Annotated in this window: 26 protein-coding genes; 6 read left to right on the top strand and 20 right to left on the bottom strand. The window is 48.5% G+C overall.

Annotated elements, in window-relative coordinates; translation table 11 throughout:
* Positions 1-64 precede the first annotated feature (64 nt).
* On the bottom strand, positions 65-2422 hold the full coding sequence (locus tag L0156_18600; protein MCI0605000.1) for a PBP1A family penicillin-binding protein: 2358 nt from the start codon (positions 2420-2422) through the stop codon (positions 65-67).
* Positions 2423-2508: 86 nt separating this feature from the next.
* On the opposite strand from L0156_18600, the gene L0156_18595 reads away from it, so the two are divergent.
* Entirely contained in the window at positions 2509-3270 is a 762-nt protein-coding gene (locus L0156_18595; protein MCI0604999.1) for a Stp1/IreP family PP2C-type Ser/Thr phosphatase, read from the top strand.
* Between the two features lie 55 nt (positions 3271-3325).
* Here the strand turns inward: L0156_18595 and L0156_18590 are convergent, their stop codons facing one another.
* From L0156_18590 to L0156_18550, 9 genes are all read right to left on the bottom strand, one after another.
* The gene (locus tag L0156_18590; GenBank protein MCI0604998.1) at positions 3326-3838 is read right to left on the bottom strand and encodes a cyclic nucleotide-binding domain-containing protein; all 513 of its coding nucleotides are present in this window, start codon (positions 3836-3838) and stop codon (positions 3326-3328) included.
* Positions 3839-3859: 21 nt separating this feature from the next.
* Entirely contained in the window at positions 3860-4501 is a 642-nt protein-coding gene (locus L0156_18585) for a pyrimidine 5'-nucleotidase (GenBank protein ID MCI0604997.1), read from the bottom strand.
* 59 nt (positions 4502-4560) lie between these two features.
* Entirely contained in the window at positions 4561-6282 is a 1722-nt protein-coding gene (locus tag L0156_18580; protein MCI0604996.1) for a bifunctional sulfate adenylyltransferase/adenylylsulfate kinase, read from the bottom strand.
* Positions 6266-7087: a 3'(2'),5'-bisphosphate nucleotidase CysQ gene (gene cysQ, locus L0156_18575; GenBank protein MCI0604995.1), complete on the bottom strand. Its 822-nt coding sequence runs from the start codon at positions 7085-7087 to the stop codon at positions 6266-6268. The genes L0156_18580 and cysQ overlap by 17 nt, the downstream gene beginning before the upstream one ends.
* Before the next feature lie 136 nt (positions 7088-7223).
* The gene (locus L0156_18570) at positions 7224-7730 is read right to left on the bottom strand and encodes a UpxY family transcription antiterminator (protein ID MCI0604994.1); all 507 of its coding nucleotides are present in this window, start codon (positions 7728-7730) and stop codon (positions 7224-7226) included.
* Positions 7717-7863: a hypothetical protein gene (locus tag L0156_18565; GenBank protein MCI0604993.1), complete on the bottom strand. Its 147-nt coding sequence runs from the start codon at positions 7861-7863 to the stop codon at positions 7717-7719. The genes L0156_18570 and L0156_18565 overlap by 14 nt, the downstream gene beginning before the upstream one ends.
* Positions 7864-7957: 94 nt before the next feature.
* Positions 7958-9010 (bottom strand): MlaD family protein, encoded by a 1053-nt coding sequence (locus L0156_18560; GenBank protein MCI0604992.1) that lies wholly within the window; start codon positions 9008-9010, stop codon positions 7958-7960.
* A gap of 35 nt (positions 9011-9045) precedes the next feature.
* Entirely contained in the window at positions 9046-9858 is an 813-nt protein-coding gene (locus L0156_18555; GenBank protein ID MCI0604991.1) for an ATP-binding cassette domain-containing protein, read from the bottom strand.
* Between the two features lie 2 nt (positions 9859-9860).
* Positions 9861-10628 carry an ABC transporter permease gene (locus tag L0156_18550; GenBank protein MCI0604990.1) on the bottom strand — a complete coding sequence of 256 codons (768 nt, stop codon included), beginning with the start codon at positions 10626-10628 and terminating at the stop codon, positions 9861-9863.
* 174 nt (positions 10629-10802) lie between these two features.
* Between L0156_18550 and L0156_18545 the strand changes: the two genes are divergently transcribed.
* Both L0156_18545 and L0156_18540 read left to right on the top strand, forming a co-directional pair.
* Positions 10803-13019, top strand: coding sequence for a bifunctional alpha,alpha-trehalose-phosphate synthase (UDP-forming)/trehalose-phosphatase (locus L0156_18545; GenBank protein MCI0604989.1), 2217 nt, complete (start codon positions 10803-10805; stop codon positions 13017-13019).
* A 274-nt stretch (positions 13020-13293) separates the two neighbouring features.
* Positions 13294-13821, top strand: coding sequence for a hypothetical protein (locus L0156_18540; protein ID MCI0604988.1), 528 nt, complete (start codon positions 13294-13296; stop codon positions 13819-13821).
* A 16-nt stretch (positions 13822-13837) separates the two neighbouring features.
* Here the strand turns inward: L0156_18540 and L0156_18535 are convergent, their stop codons facing one another.
* Entirely contained in the window at positions 13838-14632 is a 795-nt protein-coding gene (locus tag L0156_18535; GenBank protein ID MCI0604987.1) for a hypothetical protein, read from the bottom strand.
* Entirely contained in the window at positions 14629-15654 is a 1026-nt protein-coding gene (locus L0156_18530; protein MCI0604986.1) for a hypothetical protein, read from the bottom strand. Before L0156_18530 ends, L0156_18535 begins: the two co-directional genes overlap by 4 nt.
* 162 nt (positions 15655-15816) lie before the next feature.
* On the opposite strand from L0156_18530, the gene L0156_18525 reads away from it, so the two are divergent.
* Together L0156_18525 and L0156_18520 are read left to right on the top strand one after the other, a co-directional pair.
* Positions 15817-17631, top strand: coding sequence for a glycoside hydrolase family 15 protein (locus L0156_18525; GenBank protein MCI0604985.1), 1815 nt, complete (start codon positions 15817-15819; stop codon positions 17629-17631).
* The gene (locus tag L0156_18520) at positions 17628-18305 is read left to right on the top strand and encodes a gamma-glutamyl-gamma-aminobutyrate hydrolase family protein (protein ID MCI0604984.1); all 678 of its coding nucleotides are present in this window, start codon (positions 17628-17630) and stop codon (positions 18303-18305) included. The genes L0156_18525 and L0156_18520 overlap by 4 nt, the downstream gene beginning before the upstream one ends.
* A gap of 72 nt (positions 18306-18377) precedes the next feature.
* On the opposite strand, the gene L0156_18515 is transcribed toward L0156_18520, so the two are convergent.
* From L0156_18515 to rpsU, 7 genes are all read right to left on the bottom strand, one after another.
* Positions 18378-19004: a cyclase family protein gene (locus tag L0156_18515; protein MCI0604983.1), complete on the bottom strand. Its 627-nt coding sequence runs from the start codon at positions 19002-19004 to the stop codon at positions 18378-18380.
* A gap of 15 nt (positions 19005-19019) precedes the next feature.
* On the bottom strand, positions 19020-19436 hold the full coding sequence (ndk, locus tag L0156_18510) for a nucleoside-diphosphate kinase (GenBank protein MCI0604982.1): 417 nt from the start codon (positions 19434-19436) through the stop codon (positions 19020-19022).
* A gap of 101 nt (positions 19437-19537) precedes the next feature.
* The gene (gene sucD, locus L0156_18505; protein MCI0604981.1) at positions 19538-20434 is read right to left on the bottom strand and encodes a succinate--CoA ligase subunit alpha; all 897 of its coding nucleotides are present in this window, start codon (positions 20432-20434) and stop codon (positions 19538-19540) included.
* 6 nt (positions 20435-20440) lie between these two features.
* Complete coding sequence (sucC, locus tag L0156_18500; protein ID MCI0604980.1) at positions 20441-21598, bottom strand: ADP-forming succinate--CoA ligase subunit beta; 1158 nt, start codon at positions 21596-21598, stop codon at positions 20441-20443.
* Positions 21599-21635: 37 nt separating this feature from the next.
* Positions 21636-22577, bottom strand: coding sequence for a malate dehydrogenase (gene mdh / locus L0156_18495; protein ID MCI0604979.1), 942 nt, complete (start codon positions 22575-22577; stop codon positions 21636-21638).
* A gap of 13 nt (positions 22578-22590) precedes the next feature.
* On the bottom strand, positions 22591-23829 hold the full coding sequence (gene icd / locus L0156_18490) for an isocitrate dehydrogenase (NADP(+)) (GenBank protein ID MCI0604978.1): 1239 nt from the start codon (positions 23827-23829) through the stop codon (positions 22591-22593).
* Between the two features lie 117 nt (positions 23830-23946).
* Positions 23947-24144, bottom strand: a complete 198-nt coding sequence (gene rpsU / locus L0156_18485) for a 30S ribosomal protein S21 (protein ID MCI0604977.1) — start codon at positions 24142-24144, stop codon at positions 23947-23949.
* 271 nt (positions 24145-24415) lie between these two features.
* Here rpsU and L0156_18480 point away from each other — a divergent pair, with 271 nt between their 5' ends.
* On the top strand, positions 24416-25615 hold the full coding sequence (locus tag L0156_18480; protein MCI0604976.1) for a metallophosphoesterase: 1200 nt from the start codon (positions 24416-24418) through the stop codon (positions 25613-25615).
* On the opposite strand, the gene trxA is transcribed toward L0156_18480, so the two are convergent.
* Complete coding sequence (gene trxA, locus L0156_18475) at positions 25598-25963, bottom strand: thioredoxin (GenBank protein ID MCI0604975.1); 366 nt, start codon at positions 25961-25963, stop codon at positions 25598-25600. The two genes, L0156_18480 and trxA, sit on opposite strands and share 18 nt — an antisense overlap.
* Between the last annotated feature and the right edge of the window lie 375 nt (positions 25964-26338).

The raw sequence follows: 26338 nt of genomic DNA, 5'->3' as shown, positions 1-26338 counted from the left end.
ACACAGAGACACAGAGTCACAGAGTCAAAATGAGATATTTTCTCTGTGTCTCTGTGCCTTCGTGTTAATTTTGTTCTTCTGGCGGCACAACGAGTTGCATGGATTCGCGTTCCTCCGGAACCAGCGGGACCTGGCCATGATGCTCGGGGCCGCAATACTGTTTTGGTTCGGTGCCCGCAACAAAAGATTCCAGGATTACATCGGTACAGTCCGGAGTTGCGCGTAAACCAGAATGTCGATCGATGGCGATCGTTACAATATTTGAAGTCGCCTGAAATTCCTCCACGGGCTTGTCTTTAAGGACCGTTTCCATGAAGTCGATCCAGATGGGCAAAGCAGCCTCGGCTCCGGTCTCTTTTTTCCCCAGGGATTTTTTTTCGTCGTAACCAACCCAAACGCCTACAACCATACTCGGCGTATAACCGATAAACCATGCATCCGTGCAATCATCGGTGGTTCCTGTCTTGCCAGCAAGCGGGCGCTTCAGCCTTTTCGCTTTTACTGCCGTACCGCGTCGAATCACTCCCTGAAGCACGTCCGTCATCAAATAGGCGACATCGGCACGCATCACTTCTTTGGCAAAGGGCAAATTCTGTTCTAAAAGATTGCCATCGCGATCCAAAACCCTTTCCACCAGATAAGCCCGCATCATCAAGCCCTGATTTGCAAAAGCGCCATACCCGCGAACCATGTCAATCAACGTCGCTTCACTTGCTCCCAGGGCAAGAGGCAAGTAGGGCTGCATGTTCTTGTTCACTTCAAATTGTTCAATATAGCGAATTGCATACTTAACACCGATCTGCTCTAGAAGTCGTACAGCGATCGTATTTCGAGACAGTTCCAATGCCCGGCGCAAAGTCATTGATCCGAGAAAATCCCCCGTATAGTTTTGGGGGGACCACGTCTTCTTTGACCACGGATCGTAATAGGAGATCGGCGCATCCACCATCACATCGGACGGAGTGAACCCTCGCTCAAACGCCGCTGCGTAGATGAATGGTTTAAACGCTGATCCGGTTTGCCTGTTTGCCTGAGTTGCACGATCGAATTTTTTCGTAGTGAAATCGGATCCTCCCACCAGTGCGAACACTTTGCCGGTCTTGATGTCCATTGCAACGATTGCTCCATCCACCACAGGAGGCTGGTCCAGTGTAATCGCTGCGATCCGACCATCTTTCATTTCAGTAATTTTGAAATCCGTCACCATCCCCCGCGCGAAAACTGAGGCAGGATCCTTTCTGCCGGTCCAGCTCCAACCTTCAGGAAGTAGAGTGATCTGTTCCTTACCAATTCTTACAACCACCTGCTTGGAAGATACTTCCGTGATGACACCTTTCACAATTCTGCCTGTTTCAAAAAGCTCAGACCGGTCCGGCGATCGGTAATGTTCCATTTCCTGCTCTTTCAAAACCGTCGTTATTTTTCGGAAACCATGGCGTTTGTCCAGCGCGCGCACCCCTTTATCGAGAGATCTCTCTGCCACCGCCTGCATGAAAGGATCGAGGGTTGAATAAATCTGGAGCCCGCTTTCGTAGATACCCGAGAATCCATACTTGCCTTCCAGATACTTCCGGATCTCTTCTGTGAAATAGGGAGCCACGGAAACTTTTGGAACTACGGTCTTTACGCCTAGCGGTTTTTTCTTTGCTTCCTCGCCTACCTGTCCCGTTATGAATTTTTCCTGAATCATGCGCTGCAACACATGGTTCCTTCTCTTCATTGCCTGCTCCGGATTCGTGTAAGGCGAAAAATTTTCGGGAGCCTTCGGCAATGCCGCAATCAGCGCAGCCTCTTCCAGATTTAAGTCCTTAGCCGGTTTGCCATAGTAATATTGAGAGGCAGCTTGAACGCCGTAGATGCCATGACCCAGATAAATTTGATTTGCGTACAACAGGAACACTTCGTCCTTTGTGTACCTTCGCTCGAGTTGCACGGCGAGCATCGCTTCCTGAATCTTGCGTTCCATCGTCTTTTCCGGCTTCAGGAAGAGCAACTTCGCAAGCTGCTGGGTTAATGTGCTCCCTCCTTCTACGACCCGTCCGGTTTTCAAATTGACGTAAAGAGCCCGCAGAATTCCCCATGGATCAACACCCGGATGCTGATAGAAATGTGCGTCCTCTACAGCGATCAGTGCGTTCTTTAAAAAGGGAGAAATTTCATCAATCGACCTCAACAGAACTCTTTTCTCTACAGCGAATTCTTCAATCAATTTTCCATCAGAAGAATAAACCTGACCGGGAACATTAGGACGGAATGTTTCGCTCTGTTCAACTTGAGGCAGGCGGTTCAAATAAGACAGAAAAAAGCCAAACAGAGAGCCGATCGATATACTGAAAAAATACAGCAGAGTGATCAGAACATTTTTGAATACTTTTTTCTTTCGAACGGGAGCTTCCGCCGTCAGAACTCCAGTCTCATCCATAGCAATTAAAGATACAGCAATGCTCCGAAAACTGGTAGGGGGCGACCCTTGTGGTCGCCCTTACAGTCAAGTATTATGTTGTACGCATGATCAGTGCTTACGGTACCAGTGACATAGGGAGGAAGCGGCAACGGAACGAAGACTCCTATATCGTGAATCGGGACATTAATCTGTACGTCGTCGCAGATGGAATGGGTGGGCATAACGCTGGAGATGTAGCCTCCCAGACGGCGGTAAAAAGCATTGAAAACTTCATGGTGCGATCTCACCAGGAAAGGGAGCTGACATGGCCATTTGGGATCGATCCCAAAATGAGTTTTGACGCAAACAGGTTGCGGACGGCGGTCAAACTTGCAAATCACAAGATATGGCAACTTGCCGACTCCCATCAGGAATACACAGGCATGGGCACCACAGCTGTGGCGACGGTGATTTCCGATGATGTTGCGTCCCTGGTTTCCGTCGGTGATTCCAGAGCTTATCTATGGCGTGAAAAGGAGGTGAAGCTTCTCACCAGGGACGATGTGTGGCTGAATGAAACATGGGTGCGTCGCGCATTCACCGAAGAACAGTTGCAGCGGATTCCGTTGAAAAATGTGCTCTCCAAAGCGATCGGCTCGAAAGAGGATATTGAATTCCCGATCCAGGAGATTCAGCTGGCCGATGGGGACCTGATTCTTCTTTGCAGTGACGGTCTCCACGGATTGGTCGAAGCTGATCAGATGGCCGCAGTGTTAAAGGAGAAGGAAGGCGATCTTGCGGGTGTCTGCGAAGCACTCATTCACCTTGCCAATGAAGCAGGCGGTAAAGATAACATCACCGCGGTTGTGCTGAAGTTTAAAAAGTAGCGCGGACGTCCCGTCTGCGCATTACGTAGGCGAGACGCCTACGCTACTTTGCTTATTATCTGTGGAAACTCCAGGAAGTATATAACTCACGAAACTGTTCGTTTTCACAAAGAGCCTTGTTCAATCCGTAGTACATTTTCACAAGCTCGCCTGTCTTGCGGATTCTTCTAATCAGACTCCGGGCAATAGACTCCCATATCTTCGAGGTGAGCTCATCATCGACAGAAGTAAGGAACTTAAAATCTTCACGGCTCATCTTGAGAACCGTGGTCTCGGTAAGCGCGTCAACCGTAGCGGAAGTAGGAAAATCGTCGATCAGCGACATCTCTCCGAAAAAATCATGCGGACCTAATTCGGTCAAAACAAAAAATTCCTGATCGAATTGCCGGCTCACTCTAACTCTGCCGGACCAGATCACATACAAAGCGTTTCCGGCATGCCCTTCCGTAAGAATGATGTCCCCTTCATTGAAATTCTCTTCCTTCAGCAGACCGCTGATCCTGTCATTCTCTGTTTCATCAAGATTCTTAAACAGAAAGACGTTCCTCAGAAAAGATTGATCGATCATAGCGGAAGTCTATATTGTAATCTAATTTTGGTCCACAATTCTGTGAAGCGCCAGATTCAGTTCCTTGATATTGGCAATCGCGTGATGACTATCTTCCGCAGGCTCTCCTGATCCTATCAACACCGTACGCATTCCCAGAGCCTTTGCCGGTTTCAGATTTCGTTCCATGTCATCGATTAACAAACATTCCGCGGGCCGTACACCGGCGTAGTTCAAGACAGCCTGGTAGGCTTCCGGGTTCGGTTTGGGAACGAAACCCATGGCTTCGATATCAAAGATTTTTTCGAACAGATCCCGAATGCCGAGCGCATCCAGAATGCGATTCGCATGCGCTTCGTCACTGTTGGTGAAGATGATTTTCCGGCTCACAATTTCTTCGAGCGTTCGCCGCAAATCCAGATCAATCGAAAGAAAATCCTTTACCGGAACGTCGTGAACGAAACGCAAGAAGTCCATCGGTTCGACTTGATGATGCAGCATCAACCCCCGAAGAGTGGTCCCGTATCGCAGGAAATATTTCCGGCGAAAATCACTCACTTCCGATTGCGGCACTTGAAGTCTCGTGATCAGCCATTCATCCATTCGTTGGTCGATGAGATCAAAAATTCCACATTCTTCGGTATAAAGTGTGTTGTCAAGATCGAACAGAATTACTGGAATCATATACATAATGCAGGCAAGATGCCTGCGGCCCATAATGCAGGCTGGAAGCCTGCGCTCAGTTAGCGTATGTAGTCTAAGTTGAGCAAATGTTCGATGATAGCATTTGCTGCATAGAATGGAGTAATTTCTGCCGTTTTAATCGTGATTTCCGGTTGAACCGGGGCTTCATAAGGATCGTCAATCCCTGTAAATCCCTGAATCTCGCCTCTCCTGGCCTTTGCGTACATTCCCTTCACATCACGCTCTTCGCATAAAGACTGGGGAGTATCGACAAACACTTCGATGAAATTTCCAACCGGAAACATGGCGCGCACTTGATCTCTCGTAGAACGGTAAGGACTAACGGCGGCACAAACGACAACACCGTTGTGGCGGATGATTTCAGAAGCGACAAAGCCGATGCGCAAAATGTTTGCATTCCTCCCGGTCCTGTCGAACCCAAGGCCCTTCGAAAGATGAGTGCGAACGACATCACCATCCAGGAATGTTACGCGCCTACCTTTCTCGAACAATTTCACCAGCAAAATCTCTCCGATGGTTGATTTGCCGGCACAGGGAAGGCCGGTAAACCAGATGCAGAAGCCCTGTTCGTATTTGGGCGGATAGGTTTGCATCAGAATCTGCGCTACTTCCGGCCGTGTATACCATTCAGGCAACAATTTACCGCTTTGGAGATAGTTCTCGCGAATCTCTGTGCCGGAAATGCTCAAAGTTGCGCTTCCTTCCGGGATTCTATCGATTTCCTCATACCTCCTCTCTTCCTTTAAGTAAACAAATTCCTGAAACGGTAGAATCTTTACACCGATTTCATCCTGATACCGCGCGCCAATATCCTGCGCGGCATACGGATCATAAAAAGGCTTTCCCGTCGAATCCTTTCCCGGGCTCGCATGATCGCGGCCAATAATGAAATGATTTGCTCCGTAGTTGCGCCGGATGATCATATGCCACAACGCTTCGCGGGGGCCTGCCAGGCGCATGGCCAGTGGAAATATGCTGAAGGCAATTCGTGTGGGATCATAATGATGATTCACCAGCGTTTGAATACACCGAACTCGCGTGTAGTAATCCACATCGCCCGGGCGTGTTACTCCGATCGTGGGATGGATCAACAACGCTCCGTGCACCAGATCCATCGCGCGTTTGGTAAGTTCCTCATGGCTCCGGTGCATGGGATTCCGCGTTTGAAATACGACAACATTCTCAAAACCCAACATGGCCAACCGGTCCCGCACTTCCAGCGGTGTTTTTCTAAGATGAAGAAAATCATAATGTTTTGGCAGTTCGATCACGCGCAAAGAGCCTGAAATATTCAATGGCCCCCACTGGTTCATTTCAGAAATCAAAGGATGCCGCGTATCCAGACTTCCATAAACATTTTGCGCTTCGCTTTCATAGTCCCACCCGTAAATCTCTTCAACATTCAGAATCGCAAGGATTTCATTCTGCGGACCGCGCAAAGCAATCTCTTTGTCCAGCGCGAGACCTTCAAACTCTTCGACCGGAAGTGTGATCGGGATCGGGAAAAAGGTCCCATCTGCCAATCTCATTTCGCCCACAACACGCCAGTAATCCTTTTCTCCCATGAATGTTTTCAAAGGAGAAAAAGCTCCCGTCGCCAGCAATTCAATATCACAAAAAGAACGCGGCGAAATTTGAATCGAAGGCAAGCTTCCCGCGTATATCTTTAAAGCTTCTTTTTCTTCCTGATCCCGCACGAGCAGGTCAACCAATTTTCCACCATAAGGTGAAATCAAAACCGATTTATTTATGATTTGCATCAAACTGAAACGCTCCTCTTTCAAATAGTCTTTCTTTCCAATCCGGCATTTTCTGAAACAGTGATTTACCGAGCACAAAAAAGGGCGGATTGAGCATAACCTGACGATTATACTCGATTCTCTCGCCCGTCAATTCGCACACGATCCCTCCTGATTCTTCCACGAGAATCGTTCCCGCGGCAGTATCCCATTCCATGCTTGGCTTCAGGCGTGGATAAAAATCGGCTTTTCCTTCAGCGACCGCGCAAAACTTTAGACTGCTTCCCATTCTTGCAACAGTTGGGTCCGGTAACTTTTTCATCAGTTCGTTCAAACCCGGAGTTTTATCGGTGTGCGACAGCAGTACGCGGATGCGGTCCGAGTCTTCGCGCCCGACCGGAAGAGCCTCCCTGTTTTCACCGATCCTGTAAGCGCCGCTCCCCCTCCTCGCATAATACGAAATCCCTTCCAAAGGAGAATGGACGATACCGACAATCGGTCTGCCTTTCTGAATCAACGCCACATTGATCGCAAACTCCGGGACTTTTCTAACAAACTCCCGCGTTCCATCAACCGGATCAATCAAAAAGTAGTATTCCCAATCCTTTCTAATCTCATAGGAAATTTGTTCTGCTTCCTCAGAAAGGATGGGCACTCCAGGCGCAATCAGTGAAAGACCTTCGGTCAGGATTCGATGGGAGGCACGATCCGCCTCCGTTAATGGAGACTGATCGCTCTTGAATGTGGTTTCCCAGGTTCCTTTTTCAAACACTTCGCGCACAGCCTTGCCGGCTTTTCTTGCAAGGGATACTAACTCTTCTTCCATTTCAATGTTAGCCTTCTCCCCTTTATGAAGGGGGAGTCAGAGGGTGGTTGAAATAGTTCCATAAGTTTTCATCCAACCCCCTCCTACCTCCCCTTCATAACGGGGAGGAATCAGTTTACAACCTTATGTTACGGGGCTACATTCCTGCCACATCCGTATCACTGATATCGACCTGCAACGCCGCAGACTGCTGGATCAGATCCACAGACAAAACCAGAAGATGTTTCTTTCGTTTTTCCACGAGAATGCCCTGAACGCCCGTAAGGGGTCCACGAACCACGCTCACAAGAGAGCCTTCCTTCAAATAGGGATAGGGATCGTAGGTCAAACCGCTTTCCACGAGCTTTTGAATCGACACAATTTGTTCTTCAGGGATCGGCATCGGTTTGCTTCCTTCACTGAGGATCTGCACCACCCCAGGCGTTTGTAGAACAGAAAGTTTTTGCGTAAAGGGGATCCGAACAAATACGTAGCTGCTGAAGAGAGGCATGAGAACCTCTTTGCGGCGATCTTTCCAGCGTCTCAAAACTTTTCGAAGTGGTAAGAATACTTCGATCCGTTTCTCTTCCAACCTCGACGCAACGGTTTTTTCATGGCGGGATCTCGTATAAACCGCGTACCACTGAAGATCAGCGTTGTTCATGCCGCACAAACAAACTTGCGAGGAAAAACAAGCACACTCCCAGCATCAGCACCGGAATCCACCACCCGGTGAGAGCCAGACCAAACTTCAAAATCCACAACGATAGCAACACGAGAAGTACTAACCAGAGCATGTTCCTCTTTTTACCGCAGAGATCGCTGAGAACGCTGAGCGAAAAACAGATAAAATATTTTTTCTCTGCGCTCTCCGCGTTCTCTGCGGTGGAATCAAAAAATGCTGAATTTGATCCGTAGATATTTCTTCGGATCCTTCCGAACTTCTTTGATCAACAAAGCCGCTTCGGAACTCAGCTTATTCAGGTTGTCGTAAAGTTCTTTGTCGCGAAGAAGCTTCCCGACTGTGCCTTCGCCCTTCGCAATTTTCTCAGTTATGGGACCCAGATTTGCGGTCACTTTGTTGAGATTGTTATAGAGAGCAGGATCACTGGAGAGTTTGCCCAGCGTACCCTCGCCTTTTTCCATTTTCGCAAGCACTCCTTCCAATTTCTTAATGCTCGATTGCAATGAATCGCCCATTTCTTTGTCACTGATCAGCTTGCCCGCAGTACCCTCCCCTTTCTCGATCCGCGCGCTAACTTTACGGAGATTGGCTGCAGTGGCGCTGAGTTCCCTGTACAAAGTTGCGTCGTTAATCAGATGAGCCACGGTCCCTTTTCCTTCATGCAAAGTTCGCGCTACTTCATTGACGTTTTTGTAAAGGGAATCGTCGCGCATTAACTTCCCGACTGTGCCTTCTCCTTCCAGGATTCCCTGAGTCAGCGCTTTGATGTTATCCACCGTGCTGCTCAAGTTATCGAATGTATGAGTTCCTCTTGCGATCATTTCATCCAGATCCAGAGGCGGCGCACCTGTGATGACTTCCCCCTCTTCCAGAACGCGGCCGTTCGGTGTCCCTTGTGAGATTTCTATGTATTTATCACCGAGCAATCCAAGGCTTCTCAATTTAGCGATCGAATCCGTTCGAATTCGATTCTGGTATTTTTTCAATACGCGCATCTTGATACGGACACCTTTTTCAAGATCGGAGGATTCAAATTCGTATTCTTCTACGCTACCTGCCGCCACACCTTCGAGCATGACTTGTGAATCCGGACGCAGACCGCCTATGTTGGGCAAGTAAGTGTACAGCGTATACCGCTTTGCAAAGGGAGATTCGACACCAAGAACAAGAATTACAAGCGCGGAGAGAATTGCCAACGCTATGATGATGAGAACGCCCACCTTCAGCTCAGCCCATGCGATTTCTTTTTTGGATGCCATCCGCAGCCTCCCTTTCTATGCCGCCGAAAAATTCTTCAAACCAAAAATTCCTGGATATATGGGTCGGAGGAGTTTCGAAACTCTTCCGCGTTTCCTTCAAAAATAACCTCGCCTTCCTGAAGCATATAAAAACGCGTTTCCAATAGTCTTTGGCGACTCTGGTCTTTTACCATTTGAGTCTCAGAACCATGTTGTTCTATTACATTATAGGCAAGCCGGAAGCCGTCTTCTAATTTATGAGAAACAAGAACTGAAGTCACATTCCGGAAATCGCGCAGTTTCATCATTTGTTTGATGATTGTTTTTGATGTAACCGGATCCAGACCAGCTGTGGGCTCATCGTATAAGATGATCGGAGGATTGGAAGCCATTGCGCGGGCAATGGCTACTCTGCGTTTTTGACCGCCGCTCAGCTGAGCCGGCATTTTATCGATCATTTCTTCCAACTCAACGAGAGTCAACAATTCCACAACGCGTTGCTCGATCTCATCATCCGACATTTGAGACCGCTCATACAAAACGTAACCCACATTCTCCCGAACCGTGAGTGAATCAAACAGCGCGCTTTCCTGAAAAACCATTCCCAGTTTCTGACGCACGGGCATCAGTTCATCTTCGTTATAGTGGCTGATCTCTTCACCATCCACGAAAATTTCACCGCTATCCGGCTTGATCAGACCCAGAACAAGTTTCAAGACCGTGCTTTTACCCGCGCCGCTTGTTCCGCAAATCATGATTGCGGAGCCGGCCTTTACCTTCAAACTCACGTTTTTCAAAATCCTGAAATGACCCGCAGAATAGTCGACGTTTCGTAATTCAATAATGTTTTGATCGTTGCCGGAAGCCATCATTAAAAGATTGCGAAGAAGATTCGCGTTAGCAAGAAATTCGCCGCCAGTATCATGACGGAACAGACTACAACAGACTGGGTCGTGGCGCGTCCCACTCCCTGCGTGCCTCCGCTGGTACTGAGTCCCATATAGCAGCCGACCATGGAGATGATGAACCCAAAGACGAGCGGTTTAATCAATCCACCCAGAATATCTTCAATAATGAGCGCATCGGTAGCAGAAGAAAAATAAAGTCCTCCGGGAATTTTTAATAAAAGAAGAGAGATCAGCCAGCCTCCCATGAGGCCTACTGTATCCGAGATTACAGTCAACATTGGAACCATGACGACTCCGGCAAGAAGACGAGGAACAACGAGCCTTCTGAGAGGATCGGAGCCCATAGCACGCATTGCGTTAATTTGATCCGTTACCATCATCGATCCGAGCTCTGCAGCAATTCCGGACCCCACCCGTCCCGCAACCATCAAAGCCGTGAGAACCGGTCCAAGTTCGCGCACCATGGAGAGACTCACAACCCGGCCAACGTAGTTTTTTGCTCCGAAAGTTTCCAGACTCAACGCGGTTTGCAACGCTAGAACCATGCCGGTAAATAAGCCGGTCAGCAAAACAATATTCAGCGATCCGACTCCAATAACATCCATCTGCAAAAACATTTCGTTTGGAAAACGAGGACGGGTAAACAACGCTCCAATGGCCCGCGCCGATAGACTTGTAAACTGCTGGACCTCAAGAACCCAATTTTTTAGCGTTTCGTTAACCGCACCCATGGCAAGAACAAAAGTATAGCTGAATAGGGACTTATCACAAGTAAGAAAGGACACTATGTGGCGTTTCCTCCCCTTATGAAGGGGGATCGTTGTCTTGATTTTTCATAGATTCGCCATATTGATTAAAGGGGCGAGCACTCATTGCTCATCACTCATTACTTAGAACTAAAAAAGATGCGTCTACTTCTGGTGTGCAACAGGTTACCGGTCACCGTAGTACCGTCGGAGGACGGCTACGTATTTCAGCCAAGCACGGGCGGAGTCGCGACAGGATTGCGTTCCTATCTGGAGAACATCTCAAACTCAATCGTTGCCTCGCAATATGTTTGGATAGGCTGGCCGGGAGCGACAATTCCGGAGCAGGACCAGGACTCCCTTCGGGAAAAATTCTCTGCAAATTTCAATGCCTACCCAGTTTATCTCTCGGAAATGGAAATGGAGAATTTCTATCACGGTTTCTGCAATAAGACCATCTGGGCGCTCTTTCATTATTTTCCAGCGTACACAATTTATGAGGAACATTACTGGCAACAGTACAAAGAAATGAACGAAAGGTATTGTCAGGCGGTCCTGGAAATAGCCCGTCCGGATGACTTGATCTGGGTTCACGATTATCACCTGATGCTTGTGCCTAACATGATCCGTCGAAAATTGCCCGAAAGCCGGATCGGTTTTTTCCTTCATATTCCCTTTCCGTCCTTTGAGGTCTTTCGTCTTCTTCCGAGCCGCTGGCGAAATCAGATTCTCAAAGGATTGCTGGGCGCAGATCTTGTCGGATTCCATACTCATGACTACGTTCAATATTTCTTTCGTTGCGTGCTTCGGCTTCTGGGACGGGAACATTGCATGGGGCAAATTTTTGATGAGGATCACATTGTGAAAGCAGAAACCTTTCCCATGGGCATTGATTTTCAAAAATTTTTTCAGACCGCAGGCGAAGCCTCTGTGCTCCGCGAATCAGAGGAGATAAGGAAGAGTTTGCAAGAATCGCGGGTGATTCTATCTATCGATCGTTTGGACTATTCAAAGGGGATCACCCACCGGCTGGCCGGTTATGAATTGTTTCTGGAAAGGAATCCGGAATGGCGCGGAAAGGTTGTGCTGCTGCTGATCGTCGTTCCTTCACGCGTGGCGCTTCAGCATTACCAGATGATGAAAAAAGAGATCGATGAACAAGTAGGCCGAATCAATGGAAGGTTCGCAGACATCTCCTGGACGCCCATTCTCTACCAGTACAGATCGCTGCCTTTCGAGGAGATGATTGCTCTCTATGGATTAAGCGACGTCATGCTTGTGACGCCGCTTAGAGATGGAATGAACCTGATTGCCAAAGAGTACATTTCTTCGCGAATCGATCAAACGGGGGTTTTGATTTTGAGTGAGATGGCCGGCGCCGCAAGAGAAATGGGAGAAGCGATTCTAATCAATCCAAACACGCCACAGGAGATTTCTGACGCGCTGGAGACGGCGCTGATGATGCCGGCGGAGGAACAGAAAATCAGAAACACGTTGATGCAAAAAAGGCTGAAGCGTTATGATGTGAATCACTGGGCGAACGACTTTCTGCAAACGGTTGTTCAGGTCAAAGAGTACCAGCGAAAATTCAACGCGAAGCTGTTGCCGGCTCAGGCCAGGAAAGATCTGATTGACAGGTTCGCGCAATCCAAACGAAGAATCGTTTTACTCGACTACGATGGAACGATCGTTCCATTCGCCCGCGAACCCAGACTCGCGCAGCCGGATGCTGCATTGCAACACCTGATCAAGGATCTTTCGGAGCTTGCGGATGTCGTTCTGATCACAGGGCGTGATAAGAAAACAATCGACCGTTGGTTCCCTTTTCGAGATGCAAATCTGGTAGCCGAACACGGCGTGTGGTTGCGTATTCGCAATGAAGATTGGAAAATGCTCAAGCCGTTGAACGTTATGTGGAAAGAGAATCTTCTTCCCATTATGGAGTTGTTCGCCGACCGCTTGCCTGGATCCTTTGTGGAACAAAAGGAGTACTCACTCGCTTTCCATTACCGCCAGACCGATCCTGATCTTGCCTCCATTCGGGTGAAAGAGCTCACGGACACTCTCGTTCACCTTACGGCAAACATGGATGTGGTTGTGCTCCATGGAAGTAAAGTTCTGGAACTCCGAAATGGAGGAGTCGATAAAGGGGCAGCCGGCCTGCATTTTATCTCGAACACACCCTACGATTTCATACTTGCGGTGGGAGACGACTGGACTGATGAGGATCTGTTTCGAGTTTTGCCGGAAGGCGCGTACTCATTGAAAGTCGGCACCACCGCCTCTCATGCAACCTACAATGTCAGAGATTACCAGGACGTCCGCAGGCTGCTGAAAGAATTGATGAGTAGTTTTGCGACTCATACGCAAAGTTAGTCATTCGCACCTCTGGAAAAAACCTTCCTTGAAATGGGAAAGGGTCTATGTTATTAGTCAACTTGAGCTTATGCGATTGGGACAAACCTTGTTCTTTTCCTTGTCTTTTTCCTGATCCTTACCGTGCTTAATGCCGGGGAGTATGTAGTCATTCGAAAGAAGGACGGCAAACTGTTTAGAGGCAGGCTAGTCCGTGAAGACAACGAAAGCATAAACCATTTTATCCGATGGCCTGCCAGTACGCTTCAGAAAAGTCGAACTGGATCATCAGAAAATGCAAGAGCGCAATGCAAAAAGTAAGGATTCTACAAAACAGTTTACCTCTAAGAAAAGCGGGAAAGCGGACGGTAGCGTTTCACTTGCCGACCTCGCCAAGCAAAACAAAGAATCGCATACGGGAGATGCAAAGTCCTACTCGGAGGAGAATCTGCATCAAGCCGATTTGCCCGTTTCGGGAGATCCCCGGGAACAATCCTACATGGTCCAGATTTGGGAATTAGAAGCCAAAGTGGCCGAACTTGAAGAAAAAAAACGAAAAGAATCTGATCGATTTTATGAACAGTTCCGGCTGGACAAATACAAGGAAGAACTAGATGAACTAAAAAGGGATCTTGCAATCTATCGAGCACACCTCACGAAAGGGCCTGCAACCCAAAAGGACATAGAATCCACAAAGAAAATGATTCAAGCGCTGAAATATGATCTCGAGACTCTTCGGAAAACAGGAGGGTCTCAAGAGCAAATTCGGGCTTTAGAAAAGAAGATTGAGGAGTATGAGTCAAAACTAAAGGAGTTTCAATAGCCGGATCGATTCCTGTTTATGTTCTTAGCGCAATTCTAGTTTGACATCCCCAGGTTGTACACTCGCCATTTTCTTTCCAGCAACTTTGATGAAGCCGGGCGCCACATTGCCCGCAATGAACGATTTGCTCCTGCCCGCTGCGAAATTCGTCGCGGCAATAGGGACATTTATTCAAAATCCCGTGAACAAAGACAGCAAGAACGAGTTTACTCATTCCTTCGTAGGCTGACAGAAGAGCGAAGAGTGAGGTGATTGCCGCGGTAAAATCATTCTCACTAAATCGGCGCCTTGCTGGAAAAAGAATTTCTATTTCACCAGCTCCCTGATAAATTTCCAGGCGATCAAAAATAACTGGAAATTGATTTTGTGCATTTTCCATTTTAAGAAATTCGCTGGCAGCTTCCATCTGATTGCTGTGAATCAAGTAAATTGAGCCTGCTGGAGTCTTAAACAATACATCCTCGCCAGAATGCTTTTCGGGACCAGATCGGATCATTCGAAGCCAGAATTTTTGAATAACCGGAAACCGGATTCGCAAGCTTTCTTTCGGAGTGTCTCGTATCTGCTCATCAAGGAACGCACCCCATCTATAGGAGTACTCAATCTCAAATGCTCTTTCCCGGTAGAGTCCCTGAAACTGATAGGCTCCTTTTCCTTTCAAAATCTGCTCTAGATGATCGTATTTCTGTTTGTATGTTCCCTTCCATTGTGCACACAAACGTTCCAGGTAGGCTTCATACCTTCGAAGCAACCTTGAAAGTAACAGCGTTAAAAGGAAGGTAAGTAGAACAACAGCAGCGATCCAGATCATAGAACCGGGGGTTTCGCCGCCAACTGCAAAAGCAGAGCAACTATCTTGATCGCGGTAAAGAGAATTCCCAGCGTTAAAAGCAATCCGATCACGAGTTTTGTCCTGAGATCGATTCTCTTCTTCCTATCCCTGAACCGCAAGAAAAGCCAGACTGCAACCAAACTTGTCATCCACGCGACATGTTGTTTGAAGGCCAGCCACTGTAGAAACGGTGTCCAGTCGATTTCAAATGGGTAAACGTTCAGGAAAAAAAGACGAGCAGCAGTGCTCATCAAAAGGAGATCAACAAATCCAAAAAACATAGCTAACAGCGCAGGGATCAGACTATTCCGGTATCCACAGGACACCGCGAAAGCCACAATATGCAAGTTCAATAGGGCCAGGAAAGCGGATTGATCCCCGCTGGTTGTGAACAGGAAAAAGAATCTTTTTGCATCCGCCCCGGCCTCAGCAAGCAATTTGACATCCACAAACAACAAAGCGAGAAAGATAAATGGCAACGACAACAAGAAACTAAGGAATAGACTCAGCAATCCGTGAAGCGTTTGCGTTTTAGCCGGCGAGCTTTTTTTCCCTTCAATTGGACCGGTCAGCCTGCCGGCAGCGGTGCTAGCAAACAAAATTGTGATTCCAGGGACAGCCAGAAGTAAAAATGTAAACGCGCCCGTAAAGGCATCCGGTAAACTCAACAGCAACAAGCATACGAAACCGGTGATACCGCACATAGCAAGAGTGATTTTGGCGATTGCATAGAACAGATTTCTTTGTAATCTGAGCTCCGCCTCTATGATCTCTCCAGCAAGTGAATTCTTCCAAGCAGTCTGAAGCGCCGGCAAAAGCGTTTTGTTTAAGGGAAGACCGTGTGCTCGCCGATAATTGCTGGTCTGATGGAGCAATGACGGGAGAAGAAATACGTAATAAAGAATGCCGCCACACTGTGCAACGCTGCAGGATTTTGTTTTCTGCCAGCAGGCAGAATGATATTGCGCGCAGCAGTCCCGGCAATAAAGAGCATTCTTCAAACTAAGAATGTACTGCCTGCAACTGGCGCAACGTCTACGGGATTGCAATTGGAAATTCCAGGTGACATTCATGCGCTCTAACCCGATGATAGCATCACATGAAGATGAAAAGGCGTTCTCCTGATACTATGATTTAAGTGAAATTCCCGAGGTACCTGATAAATGCCTTCTGAAGAAATCAGTTCTCCGGCGCTTAACCACGCTGTGATCGGAAATGGACGGGTCCTTGCCCTCGTCTCACCGAGCAGCGCGATTGAATGGCTCTGTTTGCCGCGCTTTGATTCCCCGTCTGTTTTTGCCCGAATTCTGGATCGCGACAATGGTGGCGTATTTCAAGTTTTGTTTTCAGATTCCGAGATTCAGGGCAACATGAAGTACCTGTCAAACACGAATGTAATTTCAACCATCTTTGAGAAGAGCGATTCTGCATGGGAAATCATTGATTTTGCGCCCCGGATACCGGAAGGCCTGAGTGTGAGTGCGCCCATTCAGCTCATTCGGATCATAAAACCGCTCGCAGGACAACCCCGGTTGCGCATCGATTTTGACCCGCGGCCCGATTATGCCCGGATCAAACCCGATTTGTTGCAATCCAACTCAGGCATAGAAATACGGAGTGATTCCATACCGCTCCATCTTTCGACGAACCTTCCCGCTCCTTACGTGCTTTCAAAAAGGGAGTTTGTCTTAAACCGGCCGATCTATTTTGTGCTTTCGTACGGCAAGTTCCTGGAGTATCCGACACTTGCGGAAATCAATCGCAACCTGGATCTTACGATTGCGGGCTGGCGAGCCTGGGCAAAAACGTGCGCGCTTCCGACTTTTGCTCCGGTTGAAGTGCTCCGCTCTGCGCTCTGTTTGAAACTTCATGTGTATCATGATACAGGCGCAATCATTGCCGCATCCACTACCAGTATTCCTGAAGCTCTCGGGACGCCGCGCACCTGGGATTACAGGTATTGCTGGCTTCGCGATGCTTCCTTCGTGGTCGAAGCACTCCGCCGGTTGAGTCATGTGAACGAGGGGGAAAATTTCATTCTGTACTTGCGGGATGTTGCTGAAGCCGGCCCACTTCAGCCGGTCTATGGCATTGATGGCGAAAGGCATTTGCCCGAAATCGCGCTTCCACATCTGGCAGGTTTTGGAGGAAATGGCCATGTGAGGATTGGAAATGCCGCTTATGAACAAAAGCAAAATGATCTGATGGGCGAAATCATTCTCTGTCTTGAAACGCTGTTGAGCGATCCCCGAATTGTGCATTCGGATCCTGAAGGTTTTTTTCCGCTGATTCATCGCATGGTGGAGGATGCAATTGTCGCCGCGCCCACGCTTGATACAGGGATCTGGGAATTCCGTTCCTTGTTGCGTCCTTATACATTTTCGCGGGCGATGTGCTGGGTTGCGATCAGCCGCGGCGCCAGACTGGCGCGGAGGTTCAAACGGTTCGATTGCGCAGAACGCTGGGAACGAGTGGCGGACAAAGAACTGGAAATCATTCTCAGACACGGCTACAACGAAAGTCTCGGCTACTTCACTCAGGGATTGGATGGGGAGAATGCTGACGCGGCCAATCTTTTGTTGCCCACTCTCGGGTTGTTGGACGCAAGGGATCCGCGATTTGTGTCCACCGTAGATGCGTATCAGGAAATGCTGGTGGAAAATGGTTTGATGCTACGGTACATCAACCCGGATGATTTTGGAGCGACAACAAGCGCGTTTACGATTTGTTCCTTCTGGTGGGCGGAAGCTCTTGCATTAATGGGTCGTCTGGATGAAGCGATCAAATTATTTCACCATCTCAATAGTTTTGCTAACCACGCAGGTCTTTTTTCGGAAGATGTCGATCCAACAACAGGGACTTTGCTGGGGAATTTTCCTCAGGCATATACCCATGTCGGCCTGATTCACGCAGCCATGACGATCAGCGATCTGGTGGAAGCGCGCGACGGTAAAGTTCGCGCATGGTACTCTTCATGAAAAAGCCTTTGATCGGAATAGCTTCGGATGGAATGCGAAGAGTTCCCAAATACCAGCGCTCTGTGGAATTGGCCGGCGCGGATGTGGAAGTTCTGCTACCGCGCGCGGTCACTATGGATGTGATCGATCATCTTAACGGAATGCTGTTGACAGGAGGCGGCGATATTGATGCAAAGGAATTCGATGAAGTAAATCATCCGATGGTGCATCATATCAACAGGGATCGGGATGAAATGGAATTGACTTTAACGCGCGAAGCTTTGCGACGTGGAATTCCGGTGTTTGGAATTTGCCGTGGTGTGCAGCTGATAAATGTCGCGCTGGGTGGAAATCTGATTCAACACATTCCTGATGAAATCAAGACTTTGATTGTTCATGATTCCAAGAAAGCCCCTGGCAATCCGGGTCATGACGTTTCCATTCTTCAAGGCACTCGATTGCACGCGATCATCGGCAAAGATCGCGTGAGCGTCAACAGTTTTCATCATCAATCTGTTAAGGATTTGGGGAAAGGCCTCATCGCAACCGCATGGTCCGATGATGGTGTTGTGGAAGGGCTGGAACTTCCTGATGCGCGCTATTTTCTGGGTGTCCAATGGCACCCGGAAGAATTTGTGGACCATGGCGCCACGTTTCACTCGTTGTTCGAATCTTTCGTCAACGCGTGTAAGTAAAATAGCGCGGGCGTCCCGCCGGCAAAGCTCTTCTCGTTTCTCGCAGGCGGGACGCCCACGCTACTTTGTTACTTACTTCTTCAAAACCACGCGGGCGGGGGCGGCATCCATTCCTTTCAGGCGCAACGGCAGGCAGGAAAGTTCGTATTCCCCTTCCTCCACTTCAGCAAGATTCAAACCTTCGACCAGCGCAATCTGATTTTCCAATAACAACTTGTGAACAGGGTATTCGTCATCTCCGAAACGGTCCACCGAATGATAATCAAAACCGATCAGCTTGATGCCGTTATCGATTAAGTACCGGGCGCCATCAGAGGTCAGATAGACATACTTTTTGCTGAAGTACTTGTGGTTGCTCCAAAGATGAGAGTTGCGCGTCTTAAACAGGATCCGGAAATCATCCATCAAGATAAGTTGTTTAAGCTCCGGCAAATCGATTTTTTCACCATTATGAATTTCCACGACACGCGCTCTTCCATTCATCACTTCCAGGGGTATGTCTGTAATGGTCAGGCCTCCCTCATGCAAATGGGAAGGAGCATCCACATGCGTGCCGACATGATTCGACATCATGATTTTGGATAAACCAAAGGGATCACCTTTCTCAAGCGACTTGATGGATTTCGAGCGAAAACGCGGATCACCCGGGTAAGTCTGCATTCCAGGATGAATGTCAACAGTGATGTCGTAGAATTTCATAAAGGATGATCCCAGCTAAGGTAGAAGCTCAAACTGACTGAAAAAGAACGGTATTTCAGTGGTGGCAGAGTTCTCAGAATCCGAGCCATGAATGATATTTCGTTCCACATTCGCGGCCAGATCTTTCCGGATGGTTCCTTCGGCAGCTTTTGCCGGATCCGTCGCGCCCATCAGAGTCCGCAATCGTTCAATCACATTCTCCCCTTCCAAAACAACCGGCACACACGGTCCGGAGCTCATAAACTTTATGAGGCTTTGATAAAAAGGACGCTCGCGGTGCACAGCATAAAAAGAGCCCGCTTTTTCCGGTGATAGATTCACCATTTTCATTCCAACAATTCGGAAGCCGGCTCCTTCCAATCTTTTTACGACTTCTCCGATTACTCTTTGAGCAACGCCGTCCGGTTTTACAATCGCTAATGTTCTTTGCATATCAACTCCAGTTTATTATTTTCACCGCAGAGCACGCAGAGAACGCAGAGTAAAAAAGAAAAGGCTCATTTTCTACTCAGCGATCTCTGCGTTCTCTGCGGTTAATGAATCAACTCCTTCATAGTGCTACCGATATCAGCGGGGCTCCGGCTCACGCTCACGCCGGCAGCTTCAAGCGCAGCGATCTTCGATGCGGCGGTCCCGCTACCACCGGAGACAATTGCTCCTGCGTGACCCATCCTTTTGTCTGCCGGGGCCGTCATTCCGGCGATAAAGGAAACGACAGGCTTCGAAATATTCTTCCGGATATGTTCTGCAGCATTTTCTTCCGCAGTTCCACCGATTTCACCAATCATCACGATTGCGTGCGTTTCCGGATCCGCTTGAAATAGCTGCAGCGCATCAATGAAGTTTGTGCCATTTACAGGATCACCGCCGATTCCAATGCAGGTCGACTGTCCCATACCAAGGCCGGTGAGCTGCCATACGGCCTCATATGTGAGCGTTCCGCTCCGGCTAACCACACCAATATTTCCTGGCCTGTGAATAAATCCGGGCATGATTCCAATTTTGCACTTGCCGGGTGAAATAATTCCGGGACAATTGGGCCCGATTAAACGGGATTTGCCAGACTCCCGCAAAACCCGTTTGACCTGAACCATGTCATTGACCGGAATCCCTTCCGTGATTGCGATGATCAGCTCGATATCTGCATCGATCGATTCCAGAATCGCATCGGCGGCATAGGGTGGCGGAACAAATATTACCGAAACGTTCGCTCCTTCTTTCTGTACGGCTTCCGCAACAGTATTAAAAACCGGAACCGGCTTCTTTCCCGGTGGCACCTCGCTGAATAGGGTCCCGCCTTTGCCCGGCGTCACGCCTCCTACAATATTAGTAGACGCATAGTCCATGCAGTGATACGCATGAAATTTACCTTCTTTTCCGGTAATTCCCTGTACGATGATTCGTGATTTTTTGTCAACCAGTACGCTCATTCGTTCTTACCTCGCGAGAGCCACAACTTTTTCGGCTGCATCTTTCATGCTGTCGGCAACGGTGAACTTTAAACCGGAATTGAGAAGAATCTCTCTTCCCTTCTCCACGTTGGTGCCTTCCATTCTCACAACAACAGGCAGTTTCAGGTCCAATTCCGAAGCTGCATCCACGACTCCCTGGGCCAGAACATCGCATCTCAAAATTCCGCCGAAAATATTGATCAGCACCGCTTGCACATCCGGATCGGAAGTGAGAATGCGGAATGCATTCACGATCTGATCCTTCTTCGCCCCGCCGCCAACGTCCAGAAAGTTTGCGGGTTGTCCGCCGGCCAGTTTGATGATGTCCATGGTAGCCATTGCCAGACCCGCGCCGTTGACCATGCACCCGACCGTTCCTTCAAGTTTGACGTAGTTCAAACCGTATCTGGAAGCTTTAACTTCAAAAGGATCCTCTTCACCGATGTCTCGCAGAGCAACTATCTCCGGATGCTTGAAAAGCGCATTGTCATCAAAGTTGATTTTTGCATCCAGCGCCAGAACATCCCCTTGTTTGCTCAACAAAAGTGGATTGATTTCGGCAAGGGTTGCATCCTTCTCAACAAAAAGCTTGAATAATTGCGTCAGAAAATGGATCGCTTTCGGAATGCTGTCCGTTGGAATTCCGATTCCATACGCAAAGCGCCGCGCTTGATGCTGACGGATCTCGCGATCCCGTACATGAAATCGAATGAGCGCTTCCGGCCTTTCCTTTGCCAGCGTTTCGATATCCATTCCGCCTTCTGCGCTTGCCATCACAACCGGCAAAGAAGCCTGACGGTCTAAAACGATTCCCAGATAGTATTCCTTTGCAATATCGAGTCCTTGTTCGATCAGTACCTTATTTACGATGCGCCCCTCAGGTCCTGTTTGTGGCGTTACGAGTGGTTTGCCCAATAACTCCGCGGCCTTCTGCGCGGCTTCCTCCGGACTCTTCGCAATCTTGATCCCGCCTCCTTTGCCGCGCCCGCCGGCATGAATCTGAGCCTTCACCACAACCACCGGAGTTCCCAACCGGATAGCAGCTTCTTTCGCTTCTTCCGGAGTTGTCGCAACAATGCCATTCGGAACTGGAATGTTGTAACTGCGAAAAAGTTCCTTGCCCTGGTATTCGTGTATTTTCATAAACAAAGTAGCGCGGGCGTCTCGCCGGCGCAAAATCTCATAAATAATTATTTTTCTTCAGAACATCGATCAGTTCCTGTACAGTCGAAATGGATTTGTTCAGCATCGCTTGTTCTTCCGGCAGCAACTTGATTTCGACAATGTTTTCGATACCGTGCGAGCCGAGTTTCACAGGAACTCCTAGAAATAGGCCCTGCACACCATATTCTCCTTCGAGATAGGCCGCGCAAGGCAAAATCTTCTTTTTGTCTTTCAATATGGCATCAATCATTTCAACTACGGAAGAGCCTGGCGCGTAATAAGCGCTTCCCGTTTTCAGTAACGCAACAATCTCGCCACCACCCTTCCGCGTCCGCTGAATGATGGCTTCGAGTTTCTCCGGCGAAAACAATTCTGTGATCGGGATTCCCGCGACCGTCGAGTAACGCGCAAGCGGAACCATTTCATCCCCATGACCGCCAAGCACAAACGCATGTGTATTATCAATGGAAACTTCCAGTGCTTCAGCGATAAATGTGCGAAATCGCGCGGAATCCAACACGCCTGCCATTCCCATCACGCGATGCTTTGGAAAGCCACTCATCTTCAACGCAAGATGCGCCATCGCATCCAACGGATTCGAAACCACAATAATGATGGCATTCGGCGAGCGCTTCGCAACCTGCTCCACAACTTCTTTTACGATGCCCGCGTTTTTAAGCAGCAAATCATCACGGCTCATCCCGGGTTTACGCGGTAAACCCGCCGTGATGACGATGATGTCAGAATCATCTGTAATGTCGTAGCTGTTCGAACCGGTGAGCTTGGAGTTGTATCTCTCAATCGGACCGGCCTGCATTAGATCCAGAGCCTTGCCCTGCGGCACGCCTTCCACAATATCAACCATCGCTACATCGGCAAGCTCTTTTTCAGCGCACTGTTGCGCAACCGTTGCGCCTACATTTCCAGCACCAACGACAGTAACTTTTTTTCTTCCCATAGCGCTCCCCTGATTAGAAATTCTCAATGATGGCAGTCGCAAACTCGGAAGTTTTCAGCTCAATGGCTCCTTCCGTTTGCCGTGCCAGATCGTACGTGACTTTTTTCTGTTGAATGGTTTTTGTAAATGCGGCTTCGATCGAATCCGCGGCTTCCTGCCACCCCATAAATTCAAGCATCATTACCGCGGACAGTAAAAGAGAACCCGGGTTAACCATATCTTTGTCCGCATATTTTGGCGCTGTTCCATGAGTCGCTTCGAATAAAGCAGCTTCGTCGCCAATGTTTGCGCCGGGGGCAATGCCGAGTCCGCCAACTTGCGCCGCGCAGGCGTCGGAAAGGTAGTCGCCGTTCAAGTTTGTTGTAGCAATAACGTCATACTCCTCGGTCCGTGTCAAAATTTGCTGAAACATCGAATCTGCAATGCGGTCTTTCATCACAACCTTTTCACCCGCTTCGCCGGCCGATTGTTGTCCCAGTTGCTCTTCGGCGATTGTCGTGTCCGCAAATTCTGTGCGCGCAAGCTCGTAACCCCAATCCCGGAATGCGCCTTCCGTGAATTTTTGAATGTTGCCTTTGTGAACCAGCGTCACACTTTTTTTCTTGTGTCTGAGCGCATATTGAATCGCCATCCGAACCAAACGCTGGCTTGCAAATTTTGAGATCGGTTTAATTCCGACACCTGATTCCGGACGAATTTTGGTGCCCATATTTTCATTAATCCAACCAAGCACTTTCCTGGCCTGTTCGGATTCCGCTTTCCATTCCACACCGGCGTAAACATCTTCAGTGTTTTCACGAAAGATCACAACATTCATTTTTTCCGGTTGCCGGACAGGAGAAGGAACGCCGGGATAGTACTTTACAGGACGCACGCATCCATATAAATCCAGGACCTGTCGCAATGTAACATTCAAACTCCGAAAACCGCCACCCACGGGGGTCGTCAATGGACCTTTGATGACTACCTTGTAATCCTCAACGGCCCTCAGTGTATCCTTCGGCAGCATTTCGCTGTATTTTTCCTGGGCTTTGTCCCCTGCATATATTTCCCACCAGTGGATTTTCCTCTTGCCACGGTAGGATTTTTCGATGGCCGCATTCACCACGCGTTGAGTCGCTTTCGTAATGTCTCTTCCAATCCCATCCCCTTCGACAAAGGGAATGATCGGCTCATCAGGGACCTCGACTTTACCTGCATTGACTTTGATTTTGCCGCCCGTGTTCAGTTCTTTTAGTTGATCGTACGACACATTTCACCTCTGTTTTCCTAGCAATGTAGGGCAGGCGTCTCGCCTGCGGACCTGCGCAGACGAGACGTCCGCGCTACTTTGCAGTAAAACTAATTCTTGGATTAAGAGAGTAGTGAATTAAGTGGATTGCCTGCGGAGTTTGCGACGCAATCGCTTCCGGGCAGAAGCCTGTTTGGCTCTCTTTTTCTCGCCGGGCTTCAGATAAAAGGAATGCTTCTTAATTTCTTTGATGATGTCTTCCTGTTGGACTTTGCGCTTGAAACGTTTCAGCGCAGATTCCAACGATTCACCATCTTGAACGATTACTTCAGCCAATGAGAATTCACCTCCTTCTCTTTAAGTGCAAAGTAATGAGTCATGAGTCCTCATTAGCCGGTCTCATTACTCATCGCTTCAGCACTGTATTTTGGACCCGCAGATTCTACCATAATGGGTATTGCCCCGCAAATGCGCAACTCTCCCAACTCTCCCAATTTGTAGCGCGGGCGTCTCGCCTGCGAATCGCCGGCCAGAGGCCCGCGCTACTTGCAACTTTCCATTTAAACAAGAGTCGCGTATCCTCATCTTCGAGGAGGTTGGAACAACTTTGAAAATACAGAAAACGTGGATTTTTATGCTCGTTGTCCTCGGGCTTGCTGCTTTTGCTGCAGAGGAGCCGGAGCGGATTAGCATCACCGGGACAGTCTTTGTTGACGATAATGGAAACGGCAAACGAGACAACGGGGAGCCGCCACTGAAAGCAGTGGTAGTCTCAAATCAGGTGGATGTTTCGATCAGCGATGAAACGGGTTCATACAATCTAAAAACTCCCATAGAACAAAACCTTCTCTTCGTGAGCATTCCGGATTGTTATCAACCGGTTGGATCCTTCTGGAAGCGAGTCGATACGGGGAAGAAGAAACAGCGAATTGATTTTCCACTTCAAAAGACAAATTCAGTCAAAGAATTTCAATTCGTGCATGCGTCCGATACTCACATCAGTCAGGAGAGTTTTGTCCGAACCGAGAAACTTCAGGAACTTATTCGTTCCGTCAAACCTGCTTTCGTTTTAATCACTGGTGATCTGGTCAAGGACGCGCTTAGAGTTTCGGAACAGGAAGCGAGGGGTTATTACGAACTCTTTCTGAAAGGAATTCAGAATGCGCCTGCGCCCATCTTTACCGTTCCGGGAAATCATGAAATTTTCGGAATCGAACGCCATCTGTCGTCGATAAGCCCCGGCCATCCCATGTATGGAAAGAAAATGTATCGCCACTATCTCGGACCGAATTATTATTCGTTTAATTACGGAGGAATTCATTTCATCGGCATGGACTCCGTGGACGTTGATGACCTCTGGTACTACGGACATCTGGATCAAGTTCAGCTGGACTGGTTAAAAAAGGATCTCGAATCCATTCCGGTCAGCCGGCCGGTCGTCACCTTTAATCACATACCGCTGGCGAGCGCAGCGGAAAACCTGTCAGGATACAGAGAGGATCCGCCGGCACCGACTCTCATCAAAGTGAACGGGCAAACCGTTTTTCGTCACGTTGTATCGAACGCCGAAGCGGTTTTAACTGAACTGAGAAAACATCCTTTCCCGCTTGCTCTTGGTGGCCATATGCATATGAGGGAAAGTTTGACTTACGAAACAGAGAAAGGGAAAACACGTTTTCATCAATCGGCAGCAGTTGTAGGCCCGAGTTCCATGGCAGGAATGCAGTTACCATCAGGAATCACAGTTTATCGCGTCCGCGACGGTGTGATTGATGAAGGTACTTTTATCTCAATCGACAGGAACTGAACCTGGTTCCAAACAACAGTGTTTCAATCGGGCAGAAATCTCTTCCTTGGGAATAACGCCAACGATCCGGTCGACCTCTTCTCCATTGTTAAAGAACACTAATGTGGGGATTGCCTGAATCTTATAAAACGATGCGATATCAACCTCTTCATCAATGTTGACTTTGTAAACGACAACTCTATCTTGAAATTCCTTTTCCACCGAATCAACATGCGGAGCGAGTGCTTTACAGGGCCCGCACCACTCCGCCCAAAAATCCACAATCACGGGCAGGCTCGCCTTGAGGACTTTCTGCTCGAAGTCAGGTTCCTCGCGGGGAAAATTCCTGTACTTCGCTACCTCCTTCAGATTGAGTTCGTACGCTTCTCCATAAGAACCCTGACCGAGATCGTATTTCTCGCGAAGCGATTCCAGATATTCCTTGGAGATTTTTTTGGGTGGTCTTCCGGGTTGTGACTGCCTTGTGGAATCTGCTGGTTTTTCCTTCACGCCCGATTTTTTTCTTTCCTCAGTTTTCTCCTGGTCAATCTCTTCTTTTTTGATATTCAAAAGAATACCGTCCTGACCTTTTAAGATGATGGTTTCTCCGATTTCTCTCAATATTGTTCCTTCCACAACTTTCCCGTTTCTCAACACGAATTCATCGGCAGATGCGGCAAGGGTACAACCAACAGTCACAAACGCAAAGATGAGAATTTTCATGGGATGATTATAAACTGCATT

It is taken from the genome of bacterium (assembly GCA_022616075.1).
Lineage (GTDB): Bacteria > Acidobacteriota > HRBIN11 > JAKEFK01 > JAKEFK01 > JAKEFK01.
The sequence above is the reverse complement of the archived record's forward strand: the minus strand, read 5'-3'. Positions and strand labels throughout refer to the sequence as shown.